The sequence below is a fragment of the Devosia sp. A369 genome (genome assembly GCF_054489345.1).
Window position 1 is genome coordinate 1 of record NZ_JBTMWV010000008.1, and the last position, 20,833, is coordinate 20,833.

Genomic DNA, 20,833 nt, shown 5'->3' on the forward strand with positions numbered 1-20,833 from the left:
GGCCACGTTTTTTACAACGTCTATGTTCGAAGCAACTCGGTTGGAGAGGGCCCTTCTGACGGCTGAAACCGCTTTCTAGCTTGACTACTCCGCTGTCAAAGATCCACGGCATTATAGGTGGGCGCCAATTGCAAATGCGCCCACCGTTCATGATCGGCTGATCGAATAGATGGCGGCAGGCGTTTTCAAAGGGTGCGTGCGCGGCCCCATAAACCTTCAGGCATCCGGCTGTGGTTCTGATGACAGTGAGGGTCCTGAGACTGCGCAATCTGCTTGGATCAGGATCTCGAGACACGGCCCAGCTCACATTTGGCATTTTCGGCCTTTGTGGCACCGCAGGCAGTGGTCACGCGGGGCAGGTTTTTCGTATGGCGAGCGTCAATTTCAATCAAATTGTCTAGCCGGCTTTTCGCCTTCGACAAACCGTTGAGGCGCACAGGTGCATCTGGGGCTCGTGGAGAATGACCATTGCAAATCCGCTACTTGCCCCACCCACTCTACGTGCAGGCCAGAGACCATCTCGAACAGGCCATGGCAGTTCTGTCGCACGAACCCGATGCAGCACCGTTGCTCGCCCTCCTTGATGAAGCGGTCGACATCGCAATCGAGCTAGCCCATCTACCGCCGACAGACGGGGCGATCCTGCGCCTACTCCCTTCCGACGAAGGTCGAGACGAGCCAAATGATGAGTGAACAGCTGTGACTATTCAGTGTCTGCTAACCTTGTGACCGCTCCGAACAAGCTACGGTGCCGTGCGCAGTCCTGCGAACTGACCTAGGAACGAACTAAGACGGATGCAGGCCGTTGGCAGGGAGCGCAGGGACGGCTCCTCTGCGCAGGGGAGCGACCTTGGCGGAGGGATTTCCCAGGTCGCTCCCTCATCTCATGCGACCAAAGGCCCACTGCCAATCACCCGGCATGGCCGCCATCCTAAGAAAGGTAACAGTGCACTTGTCCCAAGCGGTGCGCTCTACCAGGGGCCGAGCGTTGAGAGGTTGTCTCCGCCGGCTCCACCCCTCCTGCTGACGATGGGTTGATTGAGAACAATGCGCCGCCGTGGCTTAGTGAGGCCAAGAGGGAGGTAAATTGAATGTCGGGCATCCAAATTGTCTCTGCGCGCGAAAGCCAGCGCGGCTGCGTACAGTTCGAGGCACATCTTCGTAGTGCCCATGGCTCGCTGACCATCACCTCATCGGCCTCAGCGAGCGCCTGCAAGGAGCATGCAGTCTTGTCGAGAGTCAGCCAGTTGATGCTCTTGCCAAAACCGAATGGTCGGTGATGGCCTCCTGTTGATGTTGTGATTGCCACATCCCCCACATGGGGATGTATATGACTGCAGGGGGCTTTATTAGCGAAGCGCTTGGGGGATTATTATGCGTGTGCTTCATCGACTTGAGTTTGGGCTAATCGCAATAGCGATTTGCGTCGTGGCCTATTGGTTCGTAATGCAGTGACCGACCAAGCCAAGCCACCCGACGACGCGGTAGATGAACCAGCTGCAAAGCCCTTCGACCCCTGGGAAGAAAAATTCAGCTCTCATTATCGCCCTTCCAGTACTGACAGACCGAAAACAACCGGGTCCGACCAAACCCGACCGCCCAAGCAGGCTGCCTAAATGCAGCTACAGGCTTCATTGCGCAGCATGAAGATCGCCAGCAGCGGCAATTGCTACTGATCCCGCAAAGCTCCGGCAGCGGGGTAATCCCGCAGCAACTGCAGCATCTGAGCTGGCGTCATCTGGCCATAACGACGCTGGCCGATAGGTTGTTTTGTAACAGCGGGGCCGATTATCGAGGCTGAGGCCGGTAGCAACGGATATGCGCTGCCCAGCCTTATGACGTGATTGGGGACAGATTACTCGGTGCCAGCACTGCTGAAGTCGAGATCGGAATCATCGCGGATGGCTACGCGCTGGTCAAGCCGACCGGGTAGGACAGACGGACTCACCAGTCGTCAGTTGCTCGTTGATGACCTCCCTATGGTGACGTTGTGATGTTGGTGAATTAATCGGTCATTCACCTAGTGATGGCAGCCTTGATGGGCGCGCCACGTATCGAGTTCGCGCAGCCGTCTTCCCGAAGCCTGCCTCGTTCCCACGCGGGGCAGGCTTCTCGTTTCGAGTACCTCAAGTTCAATCAAATTGTCCGGCGAGCTTTCGCCGCCGAGAAACCTATGCGGGGCACAACGCATGTAGGGGGCCTTGGAGCGTGACCGATGAAGCAAACCACCCTGCCCCACCCGTTGTATGTGCAGGCCAGAGACCATCTCGAGCAGGCCATGGCAGTGCTGTTGCACGAACCCGGCGCGGCGCCACTGCTCGCCCTGATCGATGAAGCGGTCGACATCGCAATCGAGCTGGCGCATCTCCCGCCGCCAGACGAGCCGATCCTGCACCTTATACCTTCAGACGAGGCCCGAGACAAACCAGATATCGAGTGAGGCCTCTGCCGTGACGGCCTCCTATCTTGGTAGACAAAGAAAAACCCGCCTAAGCGGGCTACATTGAGCAGATTCGAACCGTCGCAGGATCAACGTGGGATCGGTAATGCCTCTGCTACGGCCAGCACAAAATCGAATACTCTCCGATCTTCCATAATACCCATATCGATGTTGCCGTATGTGAGACCTTCGATAAGCTCATTGCGAGCATCGATTGCAGCGGTTTTGCCCTCGGCCTGTTCTATTCGATCAAGGAGAAACGCTTGCGAGAGATACAGCGCGTTGACGACGATCTTCAACTTTTCAACGTCAGTGTGGGAATAGATTTTACTGGTATCGGTCATTTCCGTCCAGCCTCCAGCGCGATCATAGCTGGAGGATAAACCGGGTCGAAGGGCAGTTCGTTCCCTAGGCTGCCCCGTAGCGCCAGAGATCGTCCAAAGCCGGCTGTAAGGATTAACGGCTGATTAACTGTGTGGTCTACTTGGCCGCGCTACGGTACAGCGCGCAGTCCTGCGATCTGTCTAGGAATGGTTCTGATGGCAGAGAGGGTCGTAGGGCTGCGCAATCGCCCACAAGTTGCCCATGATGGCCTCCCTATGGTGGTGGACAAAGAAAAACCCGCCGAAGCGGGTGGGGCGTTGATCGACTGTAGCCAGTCGTGCCATTCAACAACAACGAGCACAAAGCCTGCCTATCGCCCCGATGTTGACGGACTACGCGCAGTCGCCGTTCTAAGGGTTCTACTTTCCTGGTACGGCCCCTTGAGCCCGCTGCAGCATGGCGATGATCGAGGTCAGCTGCGCTATCCGCTCGTCGGACGTGGCGTTGATAACCTTGAGTTCGGCGATCTCGGCATGGGCGGCAGCGATCATCGCCTTAAGGGCGTCGATGTCGTCGGGAAGCTGCTGCAGGTCGGCCGGGCCATGCCTTTACAATGGCACAAAACACCCCGGATCGCCTCAGTTTTTGCGCCAGTGAGTCAGTCTGCCGCAGGCTTTTATCCAGCCGATTGCGGCCGGCTCGCTGGTGCCACCCGCACTCGCTTCCAGTCCATGCCCTCGACCAGCGCCAGGAGTTGGGCAGGGCTCAGCTGCACCCGGCTATGTCCGACCCGCGGCCAGCAGAACGCCGCTTTCTCCAACCGCTTGGCGTAAAGGCACAGCCCAGTGCCATCCCACCAAACGATCTTGATCCGATCTGCCCGTTTGGCGCGGAACACGTACAGCGAGCCGTTGAACGGATCGGCGCCCGCATCCCGAACCAGGCCGACCAAGCCATCGGGCCCCTTCCGAAAATCCACCGGATGACTGGCCAGGAACACCGTTTCACACCCGAGGGGATCATGCCGAGCGGACGGCGCGAAGGACGCGGCGCAGGTGATCCTCGCTCACCATGGGGCCGACACGGACAGTGGCACCCGCGATGCCGATCTCGATGATCCCGCCCGAGGTACCAGCGTCTTCGTCAGGCGTCTCACGCAGTTCAACCTGGCCCTTGGCAATGGTTTTGCGCCGCCAGCCGAACAACTGCGACGGCGACATCCCATAGCGCCGCGCTACCGCCGAGACGTTCACGTCCGGGGCCAGAGCTTCTTCAACGATCCGCGCCTTGGTCTCGTCCGGCCAGTGGCGCCGCCCCACCGCCGGGCTGCTCTCCATCCGGCTCGGCACGACCTCCAGCAACTGGAAGCTCCTGACGGCCCCGGTCGAGAAACGCCTTCAGTTCCGATCTCAAAGTGCCCATCGCATCTCTTGGTGGCCGCACAGCGTAAGCCGGCTTCATCAACGCACGCGGAACTTGCCCGCTGGCTAGGCATTTAGCAACTAGACGTGTTGAGGCGTGAGGATGATTAGATGAACCAGGATTCAAATGACCCATGGGCAAATCCCGAATTCGAGCATTCGGTTCGGGACATGGCATATTTCCTTTGGGAAAACGATGGCCGGCCGGAAGGAAGAGAGCAGGAATATTGGTTTCAAGCCTTAGAAAAGTGCCTCTTTCAGCGTCAGTCCGATAAGCTCTTGGCACAAAATTCTCAGCCAGGCCGCCAGCTAGACGACAACATTGATGATTTAGGCCGAAAGGTCAGCGGGGCCGGAAGCGTTCATGAGCAACCGACGTCAGAGGCAAAAAGTGAGTAGTACGCCCTGATGACGCAGGCGCGGGCGCCCGCAACTATCGGTTGTGATCGGCGTTATCATATCTCGGCATTCGCGCTGGCTTCAACTACGCTTCACGCCCGTGTCGTCGCCAGTAGCACTTTCTGAACTAAGACACCAGATTTGCGAAATTCTGCACTATAAGACGCTGTGTGTCGGAGTAACTCAGCTCAAGAAGGGAAGACAAGCGCTCAACCGCCAGCGTCACGTCGCCTGGGCCGATAGCGCCGTTCTCACCCTCAATAAACGGCCCGTCCGTCTCGGTTAGCAATTGACTGGGCGGCAGCGTCCCAACAAGATTTCGGCTTCGGTCCCTCTCCAGCATTGCTTGGTTTATGGAGAAGTAGCAGCCAAGCTCGGCGGCGCGCTTGGCCTCCTTCGGGGTGCCGCTGAACCAGTGCAGCACGACTTTGCCCCTGTCTTGAGGAAGGAGTTCCTCGACATGATACAAGACTTGGCTCGCCGTACGGACACTATGCACGGAGAGCACCTTGTGACCGTGTTCCGCGCACAGAGCCAAAACGCGGCGGAAAATGGTGGTCTGCCTCGGCATGGTCTTGAAGAAGCGCGGGCCCGCGTCAAGTCCCACCTCTCCCACATAACGGGTCTCACCCAGCAGCCCCTCAAAGAGAGGCATCTCACTATGGCGTTCTTCTACGAGATGCGGGTGCAATCCCAGGCCAGCACGATGACGGAACTCGCGATGAACGCTCTAGAACGCGCACCATCCATCGAGACCTAGTCTTCGTCCCTCACACGTCGAAGTCAAAAGCTCCGGGAACCGTGAGAGAGGACGTGGGACTGCCGTCTGGCACATCATTGCTGCCGATAAGACCGGCATCTTCAAGCGCTTCGATGTCGGGCAAGTCGCTGAGCGTGTCGAGACCGAAATGCTCCAAGAACCCCTTGGTCGTCACATAGGTGAACGGCGCCCCGGCCGTCGGACTGCGCGGCCCAGCGGTGATCATGTGCTTATCCCGCAGCGCCCCGATGACGTCACGCGACACTTCGCGTCCCAGGATTTCGGACACAACGGCCCGGGTGACCGGCTGGTGATAAGCAATCGACACCAGCACCATGGCCTCGTTCTGGCTCAGCTCGATTGGTTTCACCGACACGGCCGCGGATGCCGCGATCGCCTCGGCATAGGCGACCCGGGTCCGAAACGCCCAGCCCCCGGCGACGTTGACGACCTCATAGGGTTTGCCGCGCAGCCCTTCCCGGATGTCTTCGATCAGCAACTCAATGCTGGCGCTGCGGCCGACGACGCGCGCCAGGGCCTCATGCTGCACCGGTTGCGGCGCCGCGAACAACACCGCCTCGATGCGGTTCATCCATTCGCGCCAACGCAGCGCCGCCGGCATCTCGGCCAGCTCGGGATCGAAACTTACCGGTTCGGCCTCTGCCCGCTTGCGCCGGACCATTACTTTTGCCCTCACAACCCGTACAGCCGAAACGTTGGTCGACCCGAAACCTCGCGCACCGCGCCCAGCTCCCCCAGCCGGTTGAACAACCGCCGGGCCCCGCGCGCCGACAACTTTGGGCTGGACCATGACCCCGGCACGGCATCATCGGACAGCAGCAGCTTCACCACGTCGCCGGCCCCCTTGGCCCGCAGCTTCGGCGCAACCGCCGCTAGTGTTGCCGCGCGCGGCGCCAAAACATCGGCGCCGAGATCGCAGGCTTCTGCGGCCGCGGTCGCGTAGGCCAAAAGCACTGTTCGACTCCAGCCTTCCCCGCCCGGCCGGATGCGCCGGCGGTTGTCGCCGGCTTTGAACACCGATGACGTCCCCTGCCCCATCAACAGTGGCACCGGGATGGGCCAGCGCAGCTTTTGTGCCAAAAGCGCATCGGCGAGCCAGAACGCCAACAATTCGGCATCCGGCCGGGCCCGATAGACGGCACTGGCGAGCTCGGCCGCCAGCACCGGCGCCGGTCGTGATGACAGCAGCAGGTCCTTCGCATTGGCCATCACCTCGGCGAGAGCGTCATCCCAGTGCAGACCAAACTGCTGTTCGGCGACCGGGCGCACAACTTCCGCATCGCAGCTTGTGGTCCGACTGGCCAATTTGCGCCAGGCCAACAACAGGTGGCCTGAGGGGCCGGGATCATCGCCGGTGCCGCGCAGATAGTGGCTATCGCGCAGCGCAGATTCGTCCTCGCGCCGGCCGGTCAAATGCACCGCCGCGGCAGCACTCTTCAGGGCCAGCCGCTGCCGCCAGACCCCGGCCCATACTGGCTCTTGGCGTACCAAATTATCCAACGCATTCAACGCGGCCCCGGCCAAATACGCCGCTTCAGCGTCGTGCAACACCAGCCCACGCGGTCGGGCCCAGACCGGCACTTTTGGCACCAGCGGCGGGTCAGCAGTGGGCAAATCAGCGCGCGTTTTCATGCCAACAGGTTACGTCATAGCGGCGCTTAATGCCATAAAGAACGCATTTATCCGCCCCACCTGTCGCCATCATTTCACTTCCGATAATGTTCAATTATTAGCTGTTTAGATCAAAAATGGGGTGATCGGCGGCGAACATGAGCCGTTTGGACTACAGTGTGGCACCAGCCGGGATCGTTACGCCAATCTGCCCCTGCTGCACTTGGTGCTGGCCATACTTGATGCTGGCCCTAGACATCGACTTTCAAACTCGCCGGTCTCAAAAACCTCGTGCAAAGGCAGCAGCCAACCCCGGCGCCGAAGATAGCTCCTGAGCAACCGTAGGAACCAACACCATGGAGCTGGAAGTCGCACGAAACGGCAGTTCGGTTGTGGCGTCCCGCTCCGATATTACAATGGTGATGGGTTGATCTGATGTTTCTTCCAATGGCCCCAGTCGCCACCCTGTCTGGATGCGCCTCTTAACCGGGACTTTGGACGCTTGGGAAAGATATTCACCCTCGCACTCCGCCCCACGTTATGAGTGTATCGTTGATGACAAACCGCCCAAGGTCCAGCACCCTCATCCCATGGTAAATGCCGTTCCGGTCGACCCGACCCCGCTAGTGCTGGGGCCGTGGGGTTTAGATGCCTCCACTGCGCTGCGCGCGCATTTGCCATGGGACCCTGGAGGTCGCTTTGACTCCGAAGCAGGCCGCTGTCGCCTTGCGGCGTAAGCCAGCTCCGATGGAGCTGGTGGGGGCAAGGATAGGCGGCCTGCCTCGGCGTCAACCTGTGTGCTCGATTGCCCGGCGCAGGCAAAGACCGCCTTGTTGAGCGCCCCTTACTGTCCTTCAGTCCGGGAACCTTTCTTCTCTTTTCTTCATCTTTCTTACAGTCCCCGAACAGGCCGCCTCTGGCGGCCTTGGTGGCGGCTTACCCCGAGCCACGTCGGCGAGCGGAGTAAACTGACGCCAGCGCCCCGGGACCTCAAGGGTCCCGGGGCGCTTCACTTGCTTAAGGCGCGCTCTGGACACGCAGGGGCGGAGCAAACTTTGGCGCCCGCACGATCAACCGGAACGCTAGCCAGGGGTAGAGCACCGCCAACATGCCGGCATGGACCCGGAGCACCGGCACCACGCGCTCGGTGGTGGTGAGCAGCTTGGTCAGTCGGGCCCGGTTGTCAGCCGAGAACGCCTGCGTCAGCATCGGCAGGATTTTGCCGGTCGTGTCGAGCAGCGGCGCCCAGTCTTTGGCGTTGCGCATCGTCAGCAACCGCTCGGTCGCCGCTTGCAACGCCTCAAGGGCCACCGGGCGCAGCGTTGGGTCGGCACTGGTGACATAGACCTCGACCGTATGCAGCCAGGCCAGCACCTCGCTGACATGGTCAAGTTTGGCAATTTCCACGCCACAACCCTTGATCTGTGTTGCGATTCTGGCCCATTGCGGCGCCACCCAGCCCAGATTTTTGCGCTGGGCCGCGGCCTGGCGGATGAGCGTACGCTCGGGGCCAAAGTGCTCGTTGGCTTGGGCCGACAGGGCTTTACGGTAGCGGGTTTCACCTTCACGCTTGCGCGCCAGTTGATCCATCACGATCACATCCGCCTCGACCAGGGCCACCTCCCACACATTGTGGATTGGCAAAGGTGGGGCCAGCCGCGGGGCAATGCTGAGTTCTTTCAGCTGGAACCTGGCGTGCTGGACGCAGGCCGCCACCACCTCAGTGTCGATAGCAAAGATGCGACCGCCCATGGTCAGATGCAGATCGCGGAACGCCAGCTGGCTCAGTCGGGCCAGATCCGCGGCATCGGTCAGCCAGACGTGGCAGACGCCGTTGGGGGCATAGAACTGGCCGCGCTGCAGGATCGACACCAGCGAGGCGCCGGCCAGTTGCAGATCGAATGCCACCAGCGTGTCGCGGATGACGGCGGAGACATCGGGCTGGCGCCAGCTGCCGTCTGTGGCGCGGATCTGCCGCTCGATCTGGATGTCGGTGATGTCGGGATCCTGCGACAGGCACAGCGCCAAGGAGCGCTTGAGCTCAGCATGATTGGCGCCCTCGGTCAGACCGGCAAACTTGACCGCGCCAATGTCGCGCAGATTGGCCGCGCTGCGCTGCTCACAAGGTGGCGCGTCCAGAGTGGCATAATGTTTGAAGTGCGCCCCGCGCCCATCCGAGGGTACGCCGGGTCCGGCCGGGTTCTGCGCCACAAACAGCGCCCCGCCGCAGCCGGCGCAGCGGAAGCGCGGCTGACCCGCCACATGGGCCTGGCGGACCTCGGCGCGCAATTCGGCCAGGTCGACGGCCGATAGCGGGTCGAGAATGGCCTGGGCATGGCGCAGTTGCTGCCCGGCGGGCAGCGTGGCGTCAATGATGGCCTGAATGGCGCGGGGATTGGGGAGTTGAATCATGGAAGCTTCCTTTTTTGCGATTTTGGCAATTTTCAGTTGAGGAGGGGGCGCGCCGCAGCAGCAGCCGCGGCATCGAGGGCTTTGTGGAGCTTGCGCAGACTGCTCAGGCGGCCGCTGCGCACGGCGCGAACGAGTGGCGGGATCAGCTCTGGCGCCAGCCCGCGCCGAGCAACTTCGCGGCGGGCGATCTCAGCAATCTCATCGACATCGGGCGCCGCCATCCGGATCACGATGCAACGATCCCGCACCGGCTTGGCGATGCGGTTGAGGTCGTTGCAGAGCAGGATCCAGTTGATGAAGCTGAGATCGACCCGCGATTGCAGGAAGTGATCGACATGTGCCGCCGCCGTGCGCCGCTCGAGCAATGGCAGCATGATCTCGGTCGCATCGGGTCGCGCATGGCTCGACAAATTTTCCAGCTTGTCTATCTCATCGAGAATGATGATGGGATTGGCCACCTGTTCGCGGGCCAGGACCTGCACCACCTCGGAGGCGCGGGAGCTGCTCCAGACACTGTCACTGCTGACGATCGGGCCCGTTGTGGTCATGGCAGTGGCGTCGAGATAGAGCGCCGGCAGGCCGCTGGCGTCAGCGAGCCGCATGGCCCAGCTGGTCTTGCCAATGCCGGGTGGGCTCTCGATGAGGATCGGCTTGAACTGGAAGTAGCGCGCGCCCCGCCGTAACATCGACTGGGCGCTGAGCCGGAGCGTCTGCAGTGGCACGGCAAAGTTCGGTGCGCGCTCAAATACTTTGGCCGCGAGTTCGTCGATGGCGTGGGCTGAAGCGGGCCCCCGCAAGGTGAGAGGCTCGCTCAGTGCCTTGACGGTATCAAAGGCGGCATAGCCGGTAGCGCGCTCGCCGCTGCGCCTGATCGGGTAGGCCGCAAGATCAGGCACCGGGCTGAGCCGCACAAACACGGCGTCCGAGCCCCACGCCATGCGCGGGCGACCAATGGTGGTGCGGTCGATGGCGTCGAGCTCGGCATCGCTCAACGGGGCCTCAGCCGCCGTATCCAGGGCGGCGACCCAGGACGGCGTGAGGTCGAGATCAGCCTCAGCGTCAGGTTTTTTGTCAGATTTCGACATTTTGGTGGAATCCAGCGCATGCTTACTGGAGCACGCAGGCGTGCCAGCAAGCGGGTTCACGGGGACGATGGCGCGGCCGAACTCACACGGGCGGCAGGCCCGACGCAGTCAGCAGAGCGATCGACGGAAAGGGCGCTAGCCCTGGCGGCGGGCCCGAACCTCGTCGCAGGACGATGCTGCGACGCGGAACCCATAGCGCCCGTGACGGCGGAAAATGTCGGTGGGGGAGTTGCGGCGAATCCAATCACCGCGATAGATGAGCATAGCCATGCGGCCACTCCTGTTTGCGCAGGTCAGGCTGTCTGGTCAGGCCGATGGTTCGGTTGGCGCCGAGCCGTCGGCCGTCTTATCAGACAACCAAGATTCCGGGCGGAATCCTGCGAGAATTCTGCCTCATCTGCAGGGCGGTGTCATCACGTCTTGTTAGGAATGGTTAACAGTTCGTCGGCATGCTGAGTGCTGTTTCCGTTCGAAGGCTCTCAGATGACCGGCGGCGACGCGTTAACAGTCCTTGTGGCGCTTGGTAATTCCGCTCGCTTCGACATATCTCGAATGCTGCAACAGACAGCTGCCGAGCTTTATTTTGGCAAGGCTGTGAATGCTGATCCAAACTTGACCCTGCAGTGGAGTGGGCCCCTGGTCGCCATCTGTGATGAGTTTGAACATTACGGCTGGCGTCGTGTTCGGGCCGCCCTTAGTCAGCAAAGCCTGATCGTCAACCACAAGAAGATCCGCCGGCTGATTCGCCAACACGATCTTCTGCCCAAGATCCGCCGCCGCTTCATAGCGACGACGGAAGGACGTCCGCGGGTCGCAATATGCGGCCGGTGCCTATCGGCAATTTCTCGCTGCCAATGGCCTTGTCGGTTCAATGGGACGGCGCGGAAACCCGTACAACAATGCCAAGGCGGAAGGCTTCGTGAAGACGCTGAAGGTCGAGGGTGTGTATCCGATGGCGTTCGAGACATTTGCCGACGTCGCAGAATACCTTCCCGCTTCATCAACGATGATCTATAACTGCTGAAGGCTCCATTCAGCTCCGGGCTATCTCAGCCCCATGCATTTCGAGGATCAACACGCCCGCCTCATGGTCATGGAAAACAACCTGATTGTGTCCGATCCGAGGGGCCTACTCCACAGTTGGCGCTGGCAGTCCGCCAAGTATTTTAGCTGTTCACCTCCAAGTAGCGCCCCATGCGCCGGTCGGCGCCAAATACCTACGGCCGGTTCACAACTGGGGTTTGCGAGGCGACCCTATGCATCATCAAGAAACTGGGTAAATTGTTCAAGCCTTGAGACCTACACAGTAGCAATAGCAGGTCGTAAATGTGCGATACAAAACGGGCTACAAATCGAGATACAAGGTCGCTCCAAAATCAACCTAAGCATATGAATTAATTACTAATTAATATAAGAATCGATTCCCTTCACCCGCTCCAATCCCCAAAATCGCGACTAAATACCCGCTTGAATGGCCTCCTTGGCGCCATCAAACCGGATCTGATGGGTTGGTCCCTGGGCAGCATCGGGGCTGGTGGAAATCGCGAAGTTCAGCACTTCATGATCGCCGATGGTCTCGGCTGTCAGCTCAACCCCATGCAGGCCAAAGGCGGTGGCGCAGGAGGCTTGCGTGACGTCAAGCGGCGCGGCATCGAAACCAAATGTCAGGGTAAAGGGCGCAGCGCACTCGATCAGCAGCGCCCGACCGCTTGGCATGGCGCGGAACGGGCTGGCCTCGCGCCAATGCCAGCGCGCCGCAGCCGGAATGCGCGCGCCATAGCGGCTTTCGACCACGTCCAACAGCTCGACTGGCCGGCCATTGGCCTGCGCGGCCAATAGCTTGATGAACTCGGCATGCGCCCATACCAGCGGCATGGCACTGCCCGAAGGGCGGCCCGGTTGCAGGCCGGCGCTGGAGATCGGATCGCTGTCCCAAATCTGCTCGGGGATCAGCCCACCCGGCCCGCACATCCGCGCCATGGCGCCGAGATAGGGCTTGGCATCCTCGCCCGCCACCACGGCATAATGGCCGCGCTCGCCGGTGAGCAGCGGCCACAGTCGGCCAATGCCCGTGCCATCGAACGGGGTGCCATCGGCATGCTCGCCATAGCCATCGCCATTGTAGCGATAATAGGAGGGCCCGCTCGGGGTCTCGCGGCGCAGCACCGTCTCGACCAGTTTGAGCGTATCGAGAATGCGCTTGTCGTCGGGTGCGCGCAGGCCGGCACGCACCAGATAGAGGAATTCGAGGCCAACCAGTTCGCTGGCGGCAATACTGCCCTGGGCGACGTTGCGCACATCGATCTTGCCGCGCATCCCGCCCTCGGACGCACGCGGTCCCAGTCGCACATAATGGCCGGCAATGCCGTGTTCGGCGGCGAGCGGCCCATCGCTGACATAGGTCCAGCCCTCGATGCGCTCATTCCAGCAATCGGCCAGCCCCAGCACATAGGCGCGCTCGGCAGCGCCCAGCAGATCGGCGGCGGCGACCAGCGCACAAATGACCACGCTGAGGGTGAACGGGCTGGCGCCGGCATTTTCCTCCCAGCGATCCTGATCGCTCATCGGCCCGTTGCGCACGATAAAGCCGATGGCGTTTTCGATCATGGTTTCCACAGGGCGCGCGGTGGTCAGCCGCCCCACGGCCCGCAGCTTGGCCGCCAGCAACACCGGCAACGCCACCTCATCGAGCTGGCTGCCGGTCCAGTAGCCGCGGCCATCGGGAAAATAATTCTGCAGCCAGCTGCCGTCTTCGGACTGGGTGCCGATCAGATAGGCCAGGATGCGCGAGGCGTCGACAATCTGACCGATAGCGATGAGGGCGAAGGCTGCCTCCACCGCGTCACGCGTCCACACCAGATGATAGCCCCCCAGATCGTCATGGCTGCTGCCCCAGGGCACGCTGAGGCTGGCCACCACCGCCCCAGCATAGGTGCGGTCCTCATGCATTTTGAGCACCGCCGCCGACAGTTCCGCCGCATGCTTCAGCTCGGCTGAGCTATAGGGGATGTCGAGCGTCTTGCTCCAATCCTCCCACTGGTCGGTGAAAATCCGGCGCGTCTCGTCATAATCATCGGCGAGGCTCGACCGCGCCAGCGTGCGCGCGCCATCCAGGGTTTCGGCAAAGCTCAGTGCCAAAGTGCCGCTATTGGCTGCCAGCTCGCCCAGCAGCGCCACATTGCCATCGCCCGCCAGCGGATAGGTCCAGGTCATGGCGCCATTTTTGGAAAAATCCTGCCAGCCATCGGAAAAGCCGACATAGCCGGCGCTGCTCCGGGAAAACCCGGCATCGCTGCGCAGGCAGAGGGCGACACCGCCATTCTGGGCGCTGAGATCGGCGGCGGCCCAGGCACTATTGCCATGCCGGTCGCCATCCAGATGCGGCGACAGCAGCACGTAAAGCCTGAGCGCCTCGCCATCGAGCCGGTAACGGATCAACAGCGTATCGCGCAGCGGATGGGTCAGGCATTCCAGCTCCAGCCGATAGCCGTCCCCCTCATGCACAAATTGCGGCAAGGGCACCGAGCCGCGCGGGGTGGTGATCGTGTAGTGCCGCGCCCGCTTCACCTCGGTCCAGCCGTTCGGCCCGGCGATGATAAAGCCCAGATCGCGAATCTGCGGCTGGCCGGTCGAGGGCCAATAGACCTCGTTGACGATGCCATAGCCGAACGTGGCCCAGAGCCGGCTGGAGCCCAGCGCGGTGCTGACCATATCCTTGGCGCTGGAGCACCAGGTCGGATCAATGCCGGGTTTTCCCGGCGCCTCCTCGCTCATTGCCTGTCCTTGTGGTTCAGCCGCCATGGGCGAAATCGGCAAAGTCGGTCATGCCGCCATCGACGAACAGCGTGGTGCCGGTGATGTAACTGGCCAGGTCGGAGGCCAGCACCGCGACCATGCGGCCAATTTCGGCGCGCTCGCCCATGCGCCCAGCGGAATTTTGCGCTCCAGATCGGCAAGGCCCACGGCATCGCCCCAAACGCTCTGATTGATCGCGGTCTTGATGGCGCCCGGGGCCAGCGCCAGCACCCTGACCCCGTGCGGCGCCGCTTCCTGCGCCAGGGTTTTGCTCAACATCGACACCGCCGCCTTCGACGCGGTGTAGGCGCTATAGCCGCTCCAGGGGATGACCTCATGCACCGAGGAGATATTGATGATGACGCCAGTCCGCTGCGGCACCATCAGGGCCAGGGCCTGACGGCAGCAATAGAAGGTGCCGAACAGATTGACGTCCAGCACCTGCCGCCACTCGTCCAGCGGCACGATCCAGCCGGGACCGGGTCGGCCGTCGATACCGGCATTGTTGACCAGAATGTCGATGCCGCCCCAGGCATTGGTCAGGCTGGCAAACATCGCCTCGACCTGCTTGGCATCCGCCACATCGGCCTGCAGCGTCAGCGCCCGGCGACCCGTGGCGGTGATCTCGGCGGCCAGCGCTTCGGCAGCAGCCGCCGAGCCGCGATAATTGATGGCCACATCAGCGCCAGCCGCTGCCAGTGTCTGCGCCACCACCGCGCCAATGCCGGAACTGGCGCCGGTCACCAGCGCCCGCTTGCCACTAAGATCAATGCTGAGCATGGGCAATTCCCCCGTCCTTTGGCAAGGGGAACCGGGGGCAGCAATATCGGTTCCGACACCAAATGGTGATGCGGGCATTGCCGAGGTTACGCGGTGGGCGTGACCTCGGTGATGACCCAGCGCCAGACCAGCTTGCCGTCGCCCTCATCCAGCGAACGGCAGGTGCCATGCACGTGGAATTGCTGCTGCCGCAGCGTGATGCGCAGGCGGGTGTTGCCGGCGCTGGCATAGGCGCGGATTTGCGTGCTGGTGTCGTCCTCATGCCCGAGCAGGCGGACATCGGTTTGCTGCAGGCCATTGGCTTCGGCCCATTGCCCGGCAGCGATCTCGACGCATTGGTCGATTTCGCTCAGATCGGCCGTGCCCTTGAAGTGGGACAGGTGGTTCCGTCCCTCGGACAGGCTGCGCAGGAAGGCGGGAATTTCGGCCGGGCTCAGCCGGCCATAGCGGGCGCGCTGCGGCATGACGATCAGCGACGGGGCGAAGTGGCAGCCGCCGAAATGGGTGGTCTGCACCACGTCAAAGCCATAGTCGCCGGCCTGTTCGCACAGCGCCTTGTAGATGGGAAAGCCATAGCGGGCGCAGCAGGCGTTCACCTTGGCATCGGTGCAACAGAGGATCACCGGACGCGGCAGCTTTGGCCCATCAAGCGGCGTGCCGCTGGCCCAGGCGCGGATCATCGCCGCCGCTTCCTGCTGGCTCGTGGGCTGGGCGGTGCGACTATCGGGAAACGAGATCAGTTCGAGATCGGGCCGCCCATCGCTCTCGATCAGCCCGACATAGCGGTCGGGGCCATAGGATTCATGGATGGCGCGTTGCAGCACCAGTTCCAGATCGGCCGATTCATAGCGCGGCCGCCGCCACTTGCCCTTGGGCCAGCGGACGAACAGATGGCGGGCTGCCATCGCCCCGGTGCCGGCAAGCGGCTCCTGCTGGGCGATGGCATGGTCGGTGCAAAAAGCGCGGGTGACGCTCATTGAATTTTGGGCCCTCAGTTGGCCGCTGGCGCCGGCACACCGTAAATGACGGCGATCTCGTCCAGCAACATATTGGCGCAATAAATCCCGCCGCCGGTGTTCCACACCAGCTCGCTGACGCGCTGCGCCTTGCCTTGCTTGACCGCATCGAGCGCCAGCCACAGCGGGTCGTTGAGCCAGTCATTCAGATTGGCCTTGGTGTCATCGGGGTCGGCATCGTCGGAGAAGTAGAAGATGCGGTCGCCGGCCATGTTGGGAATGCGTTCCTTCTGCACTTCCTCGGCGAATTCATCCTTGTCCTGCGCCGGCGGGCGCTGGAAGCCGATCTTTTCCAGAATGCCGCCGGCAAAAGTGTCCTTGTAGTAGATGCGCGTGCGGCCGGGCGCGAAGCGCACCAGCGACAGCTGCTCGGACAGCGCCGGGCCGATCGACGCGCCGAGCGCCTTGGCGCGGGCGTCGAAATCGGCGAGCGCTTGCTGGCCTTCGGCAGCCTTGCCCACGGTTTCGCTATACAGCGCCAGATTGTCCGGCCAGCTGCCGCTCAGGTCCTCGGCAAACACCGTCGGCGCGATGGCCGAAAGCTGGTCGTAGATCTTTTCCTGGCGCACCTTGTTGCCGATGATCAGATCGGGCTCGAGGCTGGCCAGCACTTCTAGATTGACCGCATATTCGGTGCCCAACGGCACGGTGTCCTTGAGGGCCTCCTCCAGGTGATCATACCAGGGATCGCCATCCCAGCTTTGCACGGCGCCAACCGGCACCACGCCGACATAGAGCAGCGCCTCAGTGCCCTCATTGGTCAGCATGACGACACGCTGGGGAGCGTCAGGCACTTCGGTCACGCCCATGGCATGGGTGATTTCGCGGGCGGCGCTGCCCCCGGCGATGGCAAGCATCAGGGCCGAGCCAAGCAGGGCCGCAGTGGTGAGCGATTTGAACATCGATAGTCTCCGGTCGATTGGCGGTCAGCGGGTCGAGGCCAGCCCGTAAATGGTCTCGATATCGTCGAGCATGACATTGGCGGCGATGATGCCACCGGCGGTGTTCCAGATGGCGTCGGAAACGCCCTGCGCCTTGCCGGCGACGACGACGGGCAGCGCCAGCCACAACGGATCGGCCATCCATTCGGCGGCGGCCGTGTCGGCAGCGCCATCACCGGTTTCGTAGATGAAGTAGAACAGGCGATCGCCCTCGAATTCTGGGATGCGTTCCTTGGTCACTTCGTCGGCGAATTCGTCGCGGTCCTGATTGGCCGGGCGGGCAAAGCCGATCTGGCTGAGGACGTTGCCGGCAAAAGTGTCCTTGAGATAGATGCGGGTGCGGCCGGCCATGAAGCGGACCAGCGAGATTTCCTCGGCCTTGGCGTCGCCCAAAGCGGCGCTGATGGCGGCAATGCGCGCATCATAGGTGGCAAAGGCCGCTTCAGCCTCGGCCGTCTTGCCCACGGCTTCGGCATAAAGCGCCATGTTGATCTTCCAGTCGCCGCGCAGGCGCTCGGAAATCACCGTCGGGGCAATGGCCGAGAGCTGGCCATAAAGGTTTTCGTGGCGAATTTTGGTGCCGATGATCAAATCGGGCTCCAGCGCCGCCAGCAGCTCCAGATTGACCGCCGATTCCTCGCCCAGCACGGTCACGTCGGCCATGTCGGCGGCGATATGATCATACCAGGGATCGCCCAGCCAGGAGCGCACGGCACCTACCGGGGTAATGCCGACGGCCAGCAGGGCCTCGGTGCCCTCATTGGTCAAAATCACCACGCGCTGCGGCGCATCAGGGACTTCGGTCACACCCATCGAATGGGTGATCTGGCGCGCCATGGCGGCAGGCGACAGCGCCAATGCGACGGCCAGTGTCGCGGCGGTCAGGACAGTCTGAAGTTTGCGCATTGCACACCTAACTTGACAATGAGGATCATGAATGATTTGAGCACTCACCAGAGTTCAACCTGACTGTCAATATCAAGTTTCCGGGGTCATCCTGTCCGCAGCATTTTCATCCCGGCAGCCCATGCCGATGGCCATCATCTATGGCGGCTTGCTGGTCGCCCTCGGCGTCGTCATGCTGGTCAGCATCACCATCGGCTATCGCAGCTATGGGCTCGATCAGGTCTGGAACGCGCTGTTTGCCTATGATGACTCCGAGACTTCGGTGGTCATCGCCAATCTGCGGCTGCCCCGTGCGCTGATCGCACCGCTGGTCGGCGCCGGCCTCGGCGTGGCCGGGGTGCTAGTGCAGACCCTGTCGCGCAACCGCATCGCCTCGCCCGATACGCTGGGCCTCAATGCCGGGGCCTCGCTCGGCGTGGTCATTGCCAGTGTCGGCTTGGGCATCGGCTCGCTGACCGGGCTGTCGCTGGCAGCGGCGCTGGGGGCGTTGGCCACGAGCCTCCTGGTCTTCGGCATTGCCGCCAGCGCCGGTGGGCTGTCGCCGCTGCGCATCATTCTGGTCGGCGTCACCATTGCCGGGCTTGGCCATTCGCTGGTCGAAGTGGTGCTCACCACCAATGAGGCCCAGCTGCAGCAATTGCTGTTCTGGCTCTCCGGCGCCTTCGTCGATCGCCCCATGGCGCTGGCGCAAACCGGCGCGCCGATCATTGCGCTTGGCGCGGTGCTGGCGCTGCTGCTGGCCCGGCCGCTCGATGCGTTGCAGGCCGATGATTCCACCGCCACCGGGCTGGGCGTGCCGCTGTTTCTAATTCGCGGGCTGAGCTTTGTCGCCGTCTCGCTGCTGACCGGCGCGGCGGTGTCGATGGCCGGACCGGTCGGCTTTGTCGGGCTGGTGGTGCCGCATGCGGCGCGTTGGCTGGTCGGGCTGCGCCATAGCCGGCTGATCCCGGCGGCGGCGCTGATCGGCGCCATCTATGCCACGCTGGCCGATGTGGTGGCGCGCTTTGTGGTTTACCCCACCGAAGCCCCGGTCGGCGCCATCACTGCGGTGGTCGGTGGCGTGGTGCTGCTGGTCCTGCTCAAGCGGAGAGCGGCATGAACGACTTCTCTTTCACCGCCAGTCGCAACCGCGCCCCGCTGGTGCTGAGCCTGATCGGCGTGGTCTTCGCGCTGCTGGCGCTGAGCGGGGTCGCCTTCGGCTCGACCTGGATTCCGTTCGACCAGATCGTCAGCGTCATCCTCGGCGCGGGCGAAAAGACCCAGAACATCATCGTGCTGCAATTGCGCCTGCCGCGCGTCGTCATCGCCATTCTGGCCGGTGGTGGCATGGCCGTGGCCGGGTTCCTGCTGCAAAAGGTCACCCGCAATTCGCTGGCCTCGCCGGGCGTGTTGGGGGTGATCGACGGCGCCGCTTTGGGCGTGGTGATTTTCCTCGCCGCTTTGTCCAACGAATCCAATGCGCTGGTCACCTCCATTGCCTATCAGCCGGTCGCTGCGGTGCTGGGCGCGCTGGCAGCAATCGCCCTCGTCTTCATCCTCTCCGGCCGCCAGGCGTCCTCCGCCATTCGCCTGCTGTTGTTCGGCATTGCCGTTGCCGCCGTGGCCAAGGCGCTGACCATCATCCTGATGCTGATCGGCCCGATCTATCGCACCACCCAGGCGGCGCGCTGGCTGGCCGGCGCGGTCAATGAGGTGAACTGGAGCGAAATCCAGATCACCGCCATCGCCATGCTGCCGATCCTCATTCTGGTGCTGCTGGCCGCCCGCCGCCTGCCCCCGGCCGATCTCGATGAAGTCTCGGCCCGCGGCGTCGGCCTCAATCTGCCGGTGTTCCGCATCTGGATCTTTGCCCTGGCGGCGGCGCTGACGGCGCTGGCCGTGGCGTTTGTCGGCGGCGTCGGCTTTATCGGGTTGATGGCGCCGCATCTGGCGCGGCTGCTGGTGGGGCGCAATGTCTATGTCGGCATCATCGCCAGTTTCCTGCTCGGCGCGATTTTCCTCGTCGGTGCCGATCTGATCGTGCGCGTGCTGTTCGCCCCCGTCGAAGTGCCCGCCGGCACGGTCACGGCGATTATCGGCGCGCCGTATTTCCTCTTCCTGCTGATGGGCAAGCAACGCCATGACGGATAATCACCGCATCGAGATCCGCGATCTCAGCCTGAGCTATGGCAAGGCCAGCGTGCTGCAATCGCTGACGCTGCCCATCGAGCGCGGCAAGATCACCGTGCTGGCCGGGCCGAATGGCTGCGGCAAATCCACTTTGCTGCGCGCCATCCGCCGCCTGCACAAGCCGGCCAGTGGGCAGATTTTTCTCGAAGAGGTCGATATCACCCGCCTCAACGACAAGGCGCTGGCCCGCCAGATTGGCCTGTTGGCGCAGAGCCCCTCGGCGCCCGAGGACATGACGGTGGAAGAGCTGGTCCGCCTCGGCCGTTACCCGCATCAAACCATGTTCCAGCCCTGGAGCCCCAATGACGCCACGGCGCTCGAACAGGCCATGGCCGGCACCGGCGTCGCCGCATTGCGCCAGCGCCGGCTGGGCTCGCTATCGGGCGGGCAGTTGCAGCGCGTCTGGATCGCCATGGTGCTGGCGCAGGAGACCGACGTGGTCTGCCTCGACGAGCCGGTCAATCACCTGGATATGGCCCATCAGCTCGATTGCCTCGATCTGGTGCAACAGCTCAAAAACGTGTTTGGCCGCACCGTCATCCTGGTGCTGCATGATCTCAACCTGGCGGCGCGCTATGCCGATCATCTGGTGTTTTTGCGCGATGGCGTCATCGCCGCCGCCGGCTCGCCCGAGCAGCTGATGACCGAAGAAACCATCGCTGCCGTGTTCGACGTGCGGGCGCAGATCATCGTCGACCCGGCGCATAATCGCCCGCTCTGCATCCCGCTCAGCACGGTGCGCAACGGCTGATT

General features: G+C 62.5%; 21 protein-coding genes and 1 pseudogene. 7 read left to right on the top strand and 15 right to left on the bottom strand.

The window, feature by feature from the left end; translation table 11 throughout:
* Window positions 1–468 precede the first annotated feature (468 nt).
* Window positions 469–693 (top strand): hypothetical protein, encoded by a 225-nt coding sequence (locus ACX3OZ_RS11650; RefSeq protein WP_459104553.1) that lies wholly within the window; start codon window positions 469–471, stop codon window positions 691–693.
* Window positions 694–2,215: 1,522 nt separating this feature from the next.
* Window positions 2,216–2,440 carry a hypothetical protein gene (locus ACX3OZ_RS11655; RefSeq protein WP_459104554.1) on the top strand — a complete coding sequence of 75 codons (225 nt, stop codon included), beginning with the start codon at window positions 2,216–2,218 and terminating at the stop codon, window positions 2,438–2,440.
* 89 nt (window positions 2,441–2,529) lie between these two features.
* On the opposite strand, the gene ACX3OZ_RS11660 is transcribed toward ACX3OZ_RS11655, so the two are convergent.
* The 4 genes from ACX3OZ_RS11660 to ACX3OZ_RS11675 form a co-directional block, all read right to left on the bottom strand.
* Window positions 2,530–2,784: a hypothetical protein gene (locus ACX3OZ_RS11660; protein ID WP_459104555.1), complete on the bottom strand. Its 255-nt coding sequence runs from the start codon at window positions 2,782–2,784 to the stop codon at window positions 2,530–2,532.
* 399 nt (window positions 2,785–3,183) lie between these two features.
* A complete protein-coding gene (locus tag ACX3OZ_RS11665; protein ID WP_459104556.1) occupies window positions 3,184–3,315 on the bottom strand; it encodes a hypothetical protein in 132 nt (43 codons plus the stop codon).
* A 125-nt stretch (window positions 3,316–3,440) separates the two neighbouring features.
* Window positions 3,441–3,764, bottom strand: coding sequence for an IS66 family insertion sequence element accessory protein TnpB (gene tnpB / locus ACX3OZ_RS11670; protein ID WP_459104557.1), 324 nt, complete (start codon window positions 3,762–3,764; stop codon window positions 3,441–3,443).
* Window positions 3,765–3,783: 19 nt separating this feature from the next.
* Window positions 3,784–4,125 carry a transposase gene (locus ACX3OZ_RS11675; RefSeq protein ID WP_459104558.1) on the bottom strand — a complete coding sequence of 114 codons (342 nt, stop codon included), beginning with the start codon at window positions 4,123–4,125 and terminating at the stop codon, window positions 3,784–3,786.
* 171 nt (window positions 4,126–4,296) lie between these two features.
* Here ACX3OZ_RS11675 and ACX3OZ_RS11680 point away from each other — a divergent pair, with 171 nt between their 5' ends.
* Window positions 4,297–4,584: a DUF2934 domain-containing protein gene (locus tag ACX3OZ_RS11680; RefSeq protein ID WP_459104559.1), complete on the top strand. Its 288-nt coding sequence runs from the start codon at window positions 4,297–4,299 to the stop codon at window positions 4,582–4,584.
* Window positions 4,585–4,711: 127 nt separating this feature from the next.
* Here ACX3OZ_RS11680 and qatD read toward each other — a convergent pair whose 3' ends face one another.
* From qatD to ACX3OZ_RS11710, 6 genes are all read right to left on the bottom strand, one after another.
* The gene (gene qatD / locus ACX3OZ_RS11685; protein WP_459104634.1) at window positions 4,712–5,281 is read right to left on the bottom strand and encodes a Qat anti-phage system TatD family nuclease QatD; all 570 of its coding nucleotides are present in this window, start codon (window positions 5,279–5,281) and stop codon (window positions 4,712–4,714) included.
* Window positions 5,282–5,354: 73 nt separating this feature from the next.
* A complete protein-coding gene (gene scpB, locus ACX3OZ_RS11690) occupies window positions 5,355–6,026 on the bottom strand; it encodes an SMC-Scp complex subunit ScpB (RefSeq protein WP_459104560.1) in 672 nt (223 codons plus the stop codon).
* 11 nt (window positions 6,027–6,037) lie between these two features.
* Window positions 6,038–6,997: a DUF1403 family protein gene (locus ACX3OZ_RS11695; protein ID WP_459104561.1), complete on the bottom strand. Its 960-nt coding sequence runs from the start codon at window positions 6,995–6,997 to the stop codon at window positions 6,038–6,040.
* 996 nt (window positions 6,998–7,993) lie between these two features.
* Window positions 7,994–9,388: a DUF6035 family protein gene (locus tag ACX3OZ_RS11700; protein WP_459104562.1), complete on the bottom strand. Its 1,395-nt coding sequence runs from the start codon at window positions 9,386–9,388 to the stop codon at window positions 7,994–7,996.
* Between the two features lie 32 nt (window positions 9,389–9,420).
* Window positions 9,421–10,473, bottom strand: coding sequence for an AAA family ATPase (locus ACX3OZ_RS11705; protein WP_459104563.1), 1,053 nt, complete (start codon window positions 10,471–10,473; stop codon window positions 9,421–9,423).
* Window positions 10,474–10,608: 135 nt separating this feature from the next.
* Window positions 10,609–10,743 carry a hypothetical protein gene (locus ACX3OZ_RS11710; protein ID WP_459104564.1) on the bottom strand — a complete coding sequence of 45 codons (135 nt, stop codon included), beginning with the start codon at window positions 10,741–10,743 and terminating at the stop codon, window positions 10,609–10,611.
* Window positions 10,744–10,956: 213 nt separating this feature from the next.
* Here ACX3OZ_RS11710 and ACX3OZ_RS11715 point away from each other — a divergent pair, with 213 nt between their 5' ends.
* Window positions 10,957–11,490 (top strand): IS3 family transposase, encoded by a 534-nt coding sequence (locus tag ACX3OZ_RS11715; RefSeq protein WP_459104565.1) that lies wholly within the window; start codon window positions 10,957–10,959, stop codon window positions 11,488–11,490.
* 438 nt (window positions 11,491–11,928) lie between these two features.
* On the opposite strand, the gene ACX3OZ_RS11720 is transcribed toward ACX3OZ_RS11715, so the two are convergent.
* The 5 genes and pseudogenes from ACX3OZ_RS11720 to ACX3OZ_RS11740 all read right to left on the bottom strand — a co-directional run bounded on the left by ACX3OZ_RS11720 (window position 11,929) and on the right by ACX3OZ_RS11740 (window position 17,911).
* On the bottom strand, window positions 11,929–14,247 hold the full coding sequence (locus ACX3OZ_RS11720; RefSeq protein ID WP_459097238.1) for a glycoside hydrolase family 15 protein: 2,319 nt from the start codon (window positions 14,245–14,247) through the stop codon (window positions 11,929–11,931).
* 16 nt (window positions 14,248–14,263) lie between these two features.
* Window positions 14,264–15,126: pseudogene (locus ACX3OZ_RS11725) on the bottom strand (SDR family oxidoreductase).
* Between the two features lie 8 nt (window positions 15,127–15,134).
* Window positions 15,135–16,025 carry a sucrase ferredoxin gene (locus tag ACX3OZ_RS11730; RefSeq protein ID WP_459097240.1) on the bottom strand — a complete coding sequence of 297 codons (891 nt, stop codon included), beginning with the start codon at window positions 16,023–16,025 and terminating at the stop codon, window positions 15,135–15,137.
* A gap of 14 nt (window positions 16,026–16,039) precedes the next feature.
* Entirely contained in the window at window positions 16,040–16,966 is a 927-nt protein-coding gene (locus ACX3OZ_RS11735) for an ABC transporter substrate-binding protein (protein WP_459097241.1), read from the bottom strand.
* Between the two features lie 24 nt (window positions 16,967–16,990).
* Window positions 16,991–17,911 (bottom strand): ABC transporter substrate-binding protein, encoded by a 921-nt coding sequence (locus tag ACX3OZ_RS11740; protein ID WP_459097242.1) that lies wholly within the window; start codon window positions 17,909–17,911, stop codon window positions 16,991–16,993.
* 127 nt (window positions 17,912–18,038) lie between these two features.
* Between ACX3OZ_RS11740 and ACX3OZ_RS11745 the strand changes: the two genes are divergently transcribed.
* The 3 genes from ACX3OZ_RS11745 to ACX3OZ_RS11755 are packed head-to-tail and all read left to right on the top strand — an operon-like array spanning window position 18,039 to window position 20,831.
* Complete coding sequence (locus tag ACX3OZ_RS11745; RefSeq protein WP_459104566.1) at window positions 18,039–19,010, top strand: FecCD family ABC transporter permease; 972 nt, start codon at window positions 18,039–18,041, stop codon at window positions 19,008–19,010.
* The gene (locus ACX3OZ_RS11750; protein ID WP_459097244.1) at window positions 19,007–20,041 is read left to right on the top strand and encodes a FecCD family ABC transporter permease; all 1,035 of its coding nucleotides are present in this window, start codon (window positions 19,007–19,009) and stop codon (window positions 20,039–20,041) included. The genes ACX3OZ_RS11745 and ACX3OZ_RS11750 overlap by 4 nt, the downstream gene beginning before the upstream one ends.
* Window positions 20,031–20,831, top strand: coding sequence for an ABC transporter ATP-binding protein (locus ACX3OZ_RS11755; protein ID WP_459097245.1), 801 nt, complete (start codon window positions 20,031–20,033; stop codon window positions 20,829–20,831). Before ACX3OZ_RS11750 ends, ACX3OZ_RS11755 begins: the two co-directional genes overlap by 11 nt.
* The last annotated feature ends 2 nt before the right edge of the window (window positions 20,832–20,833 follow it).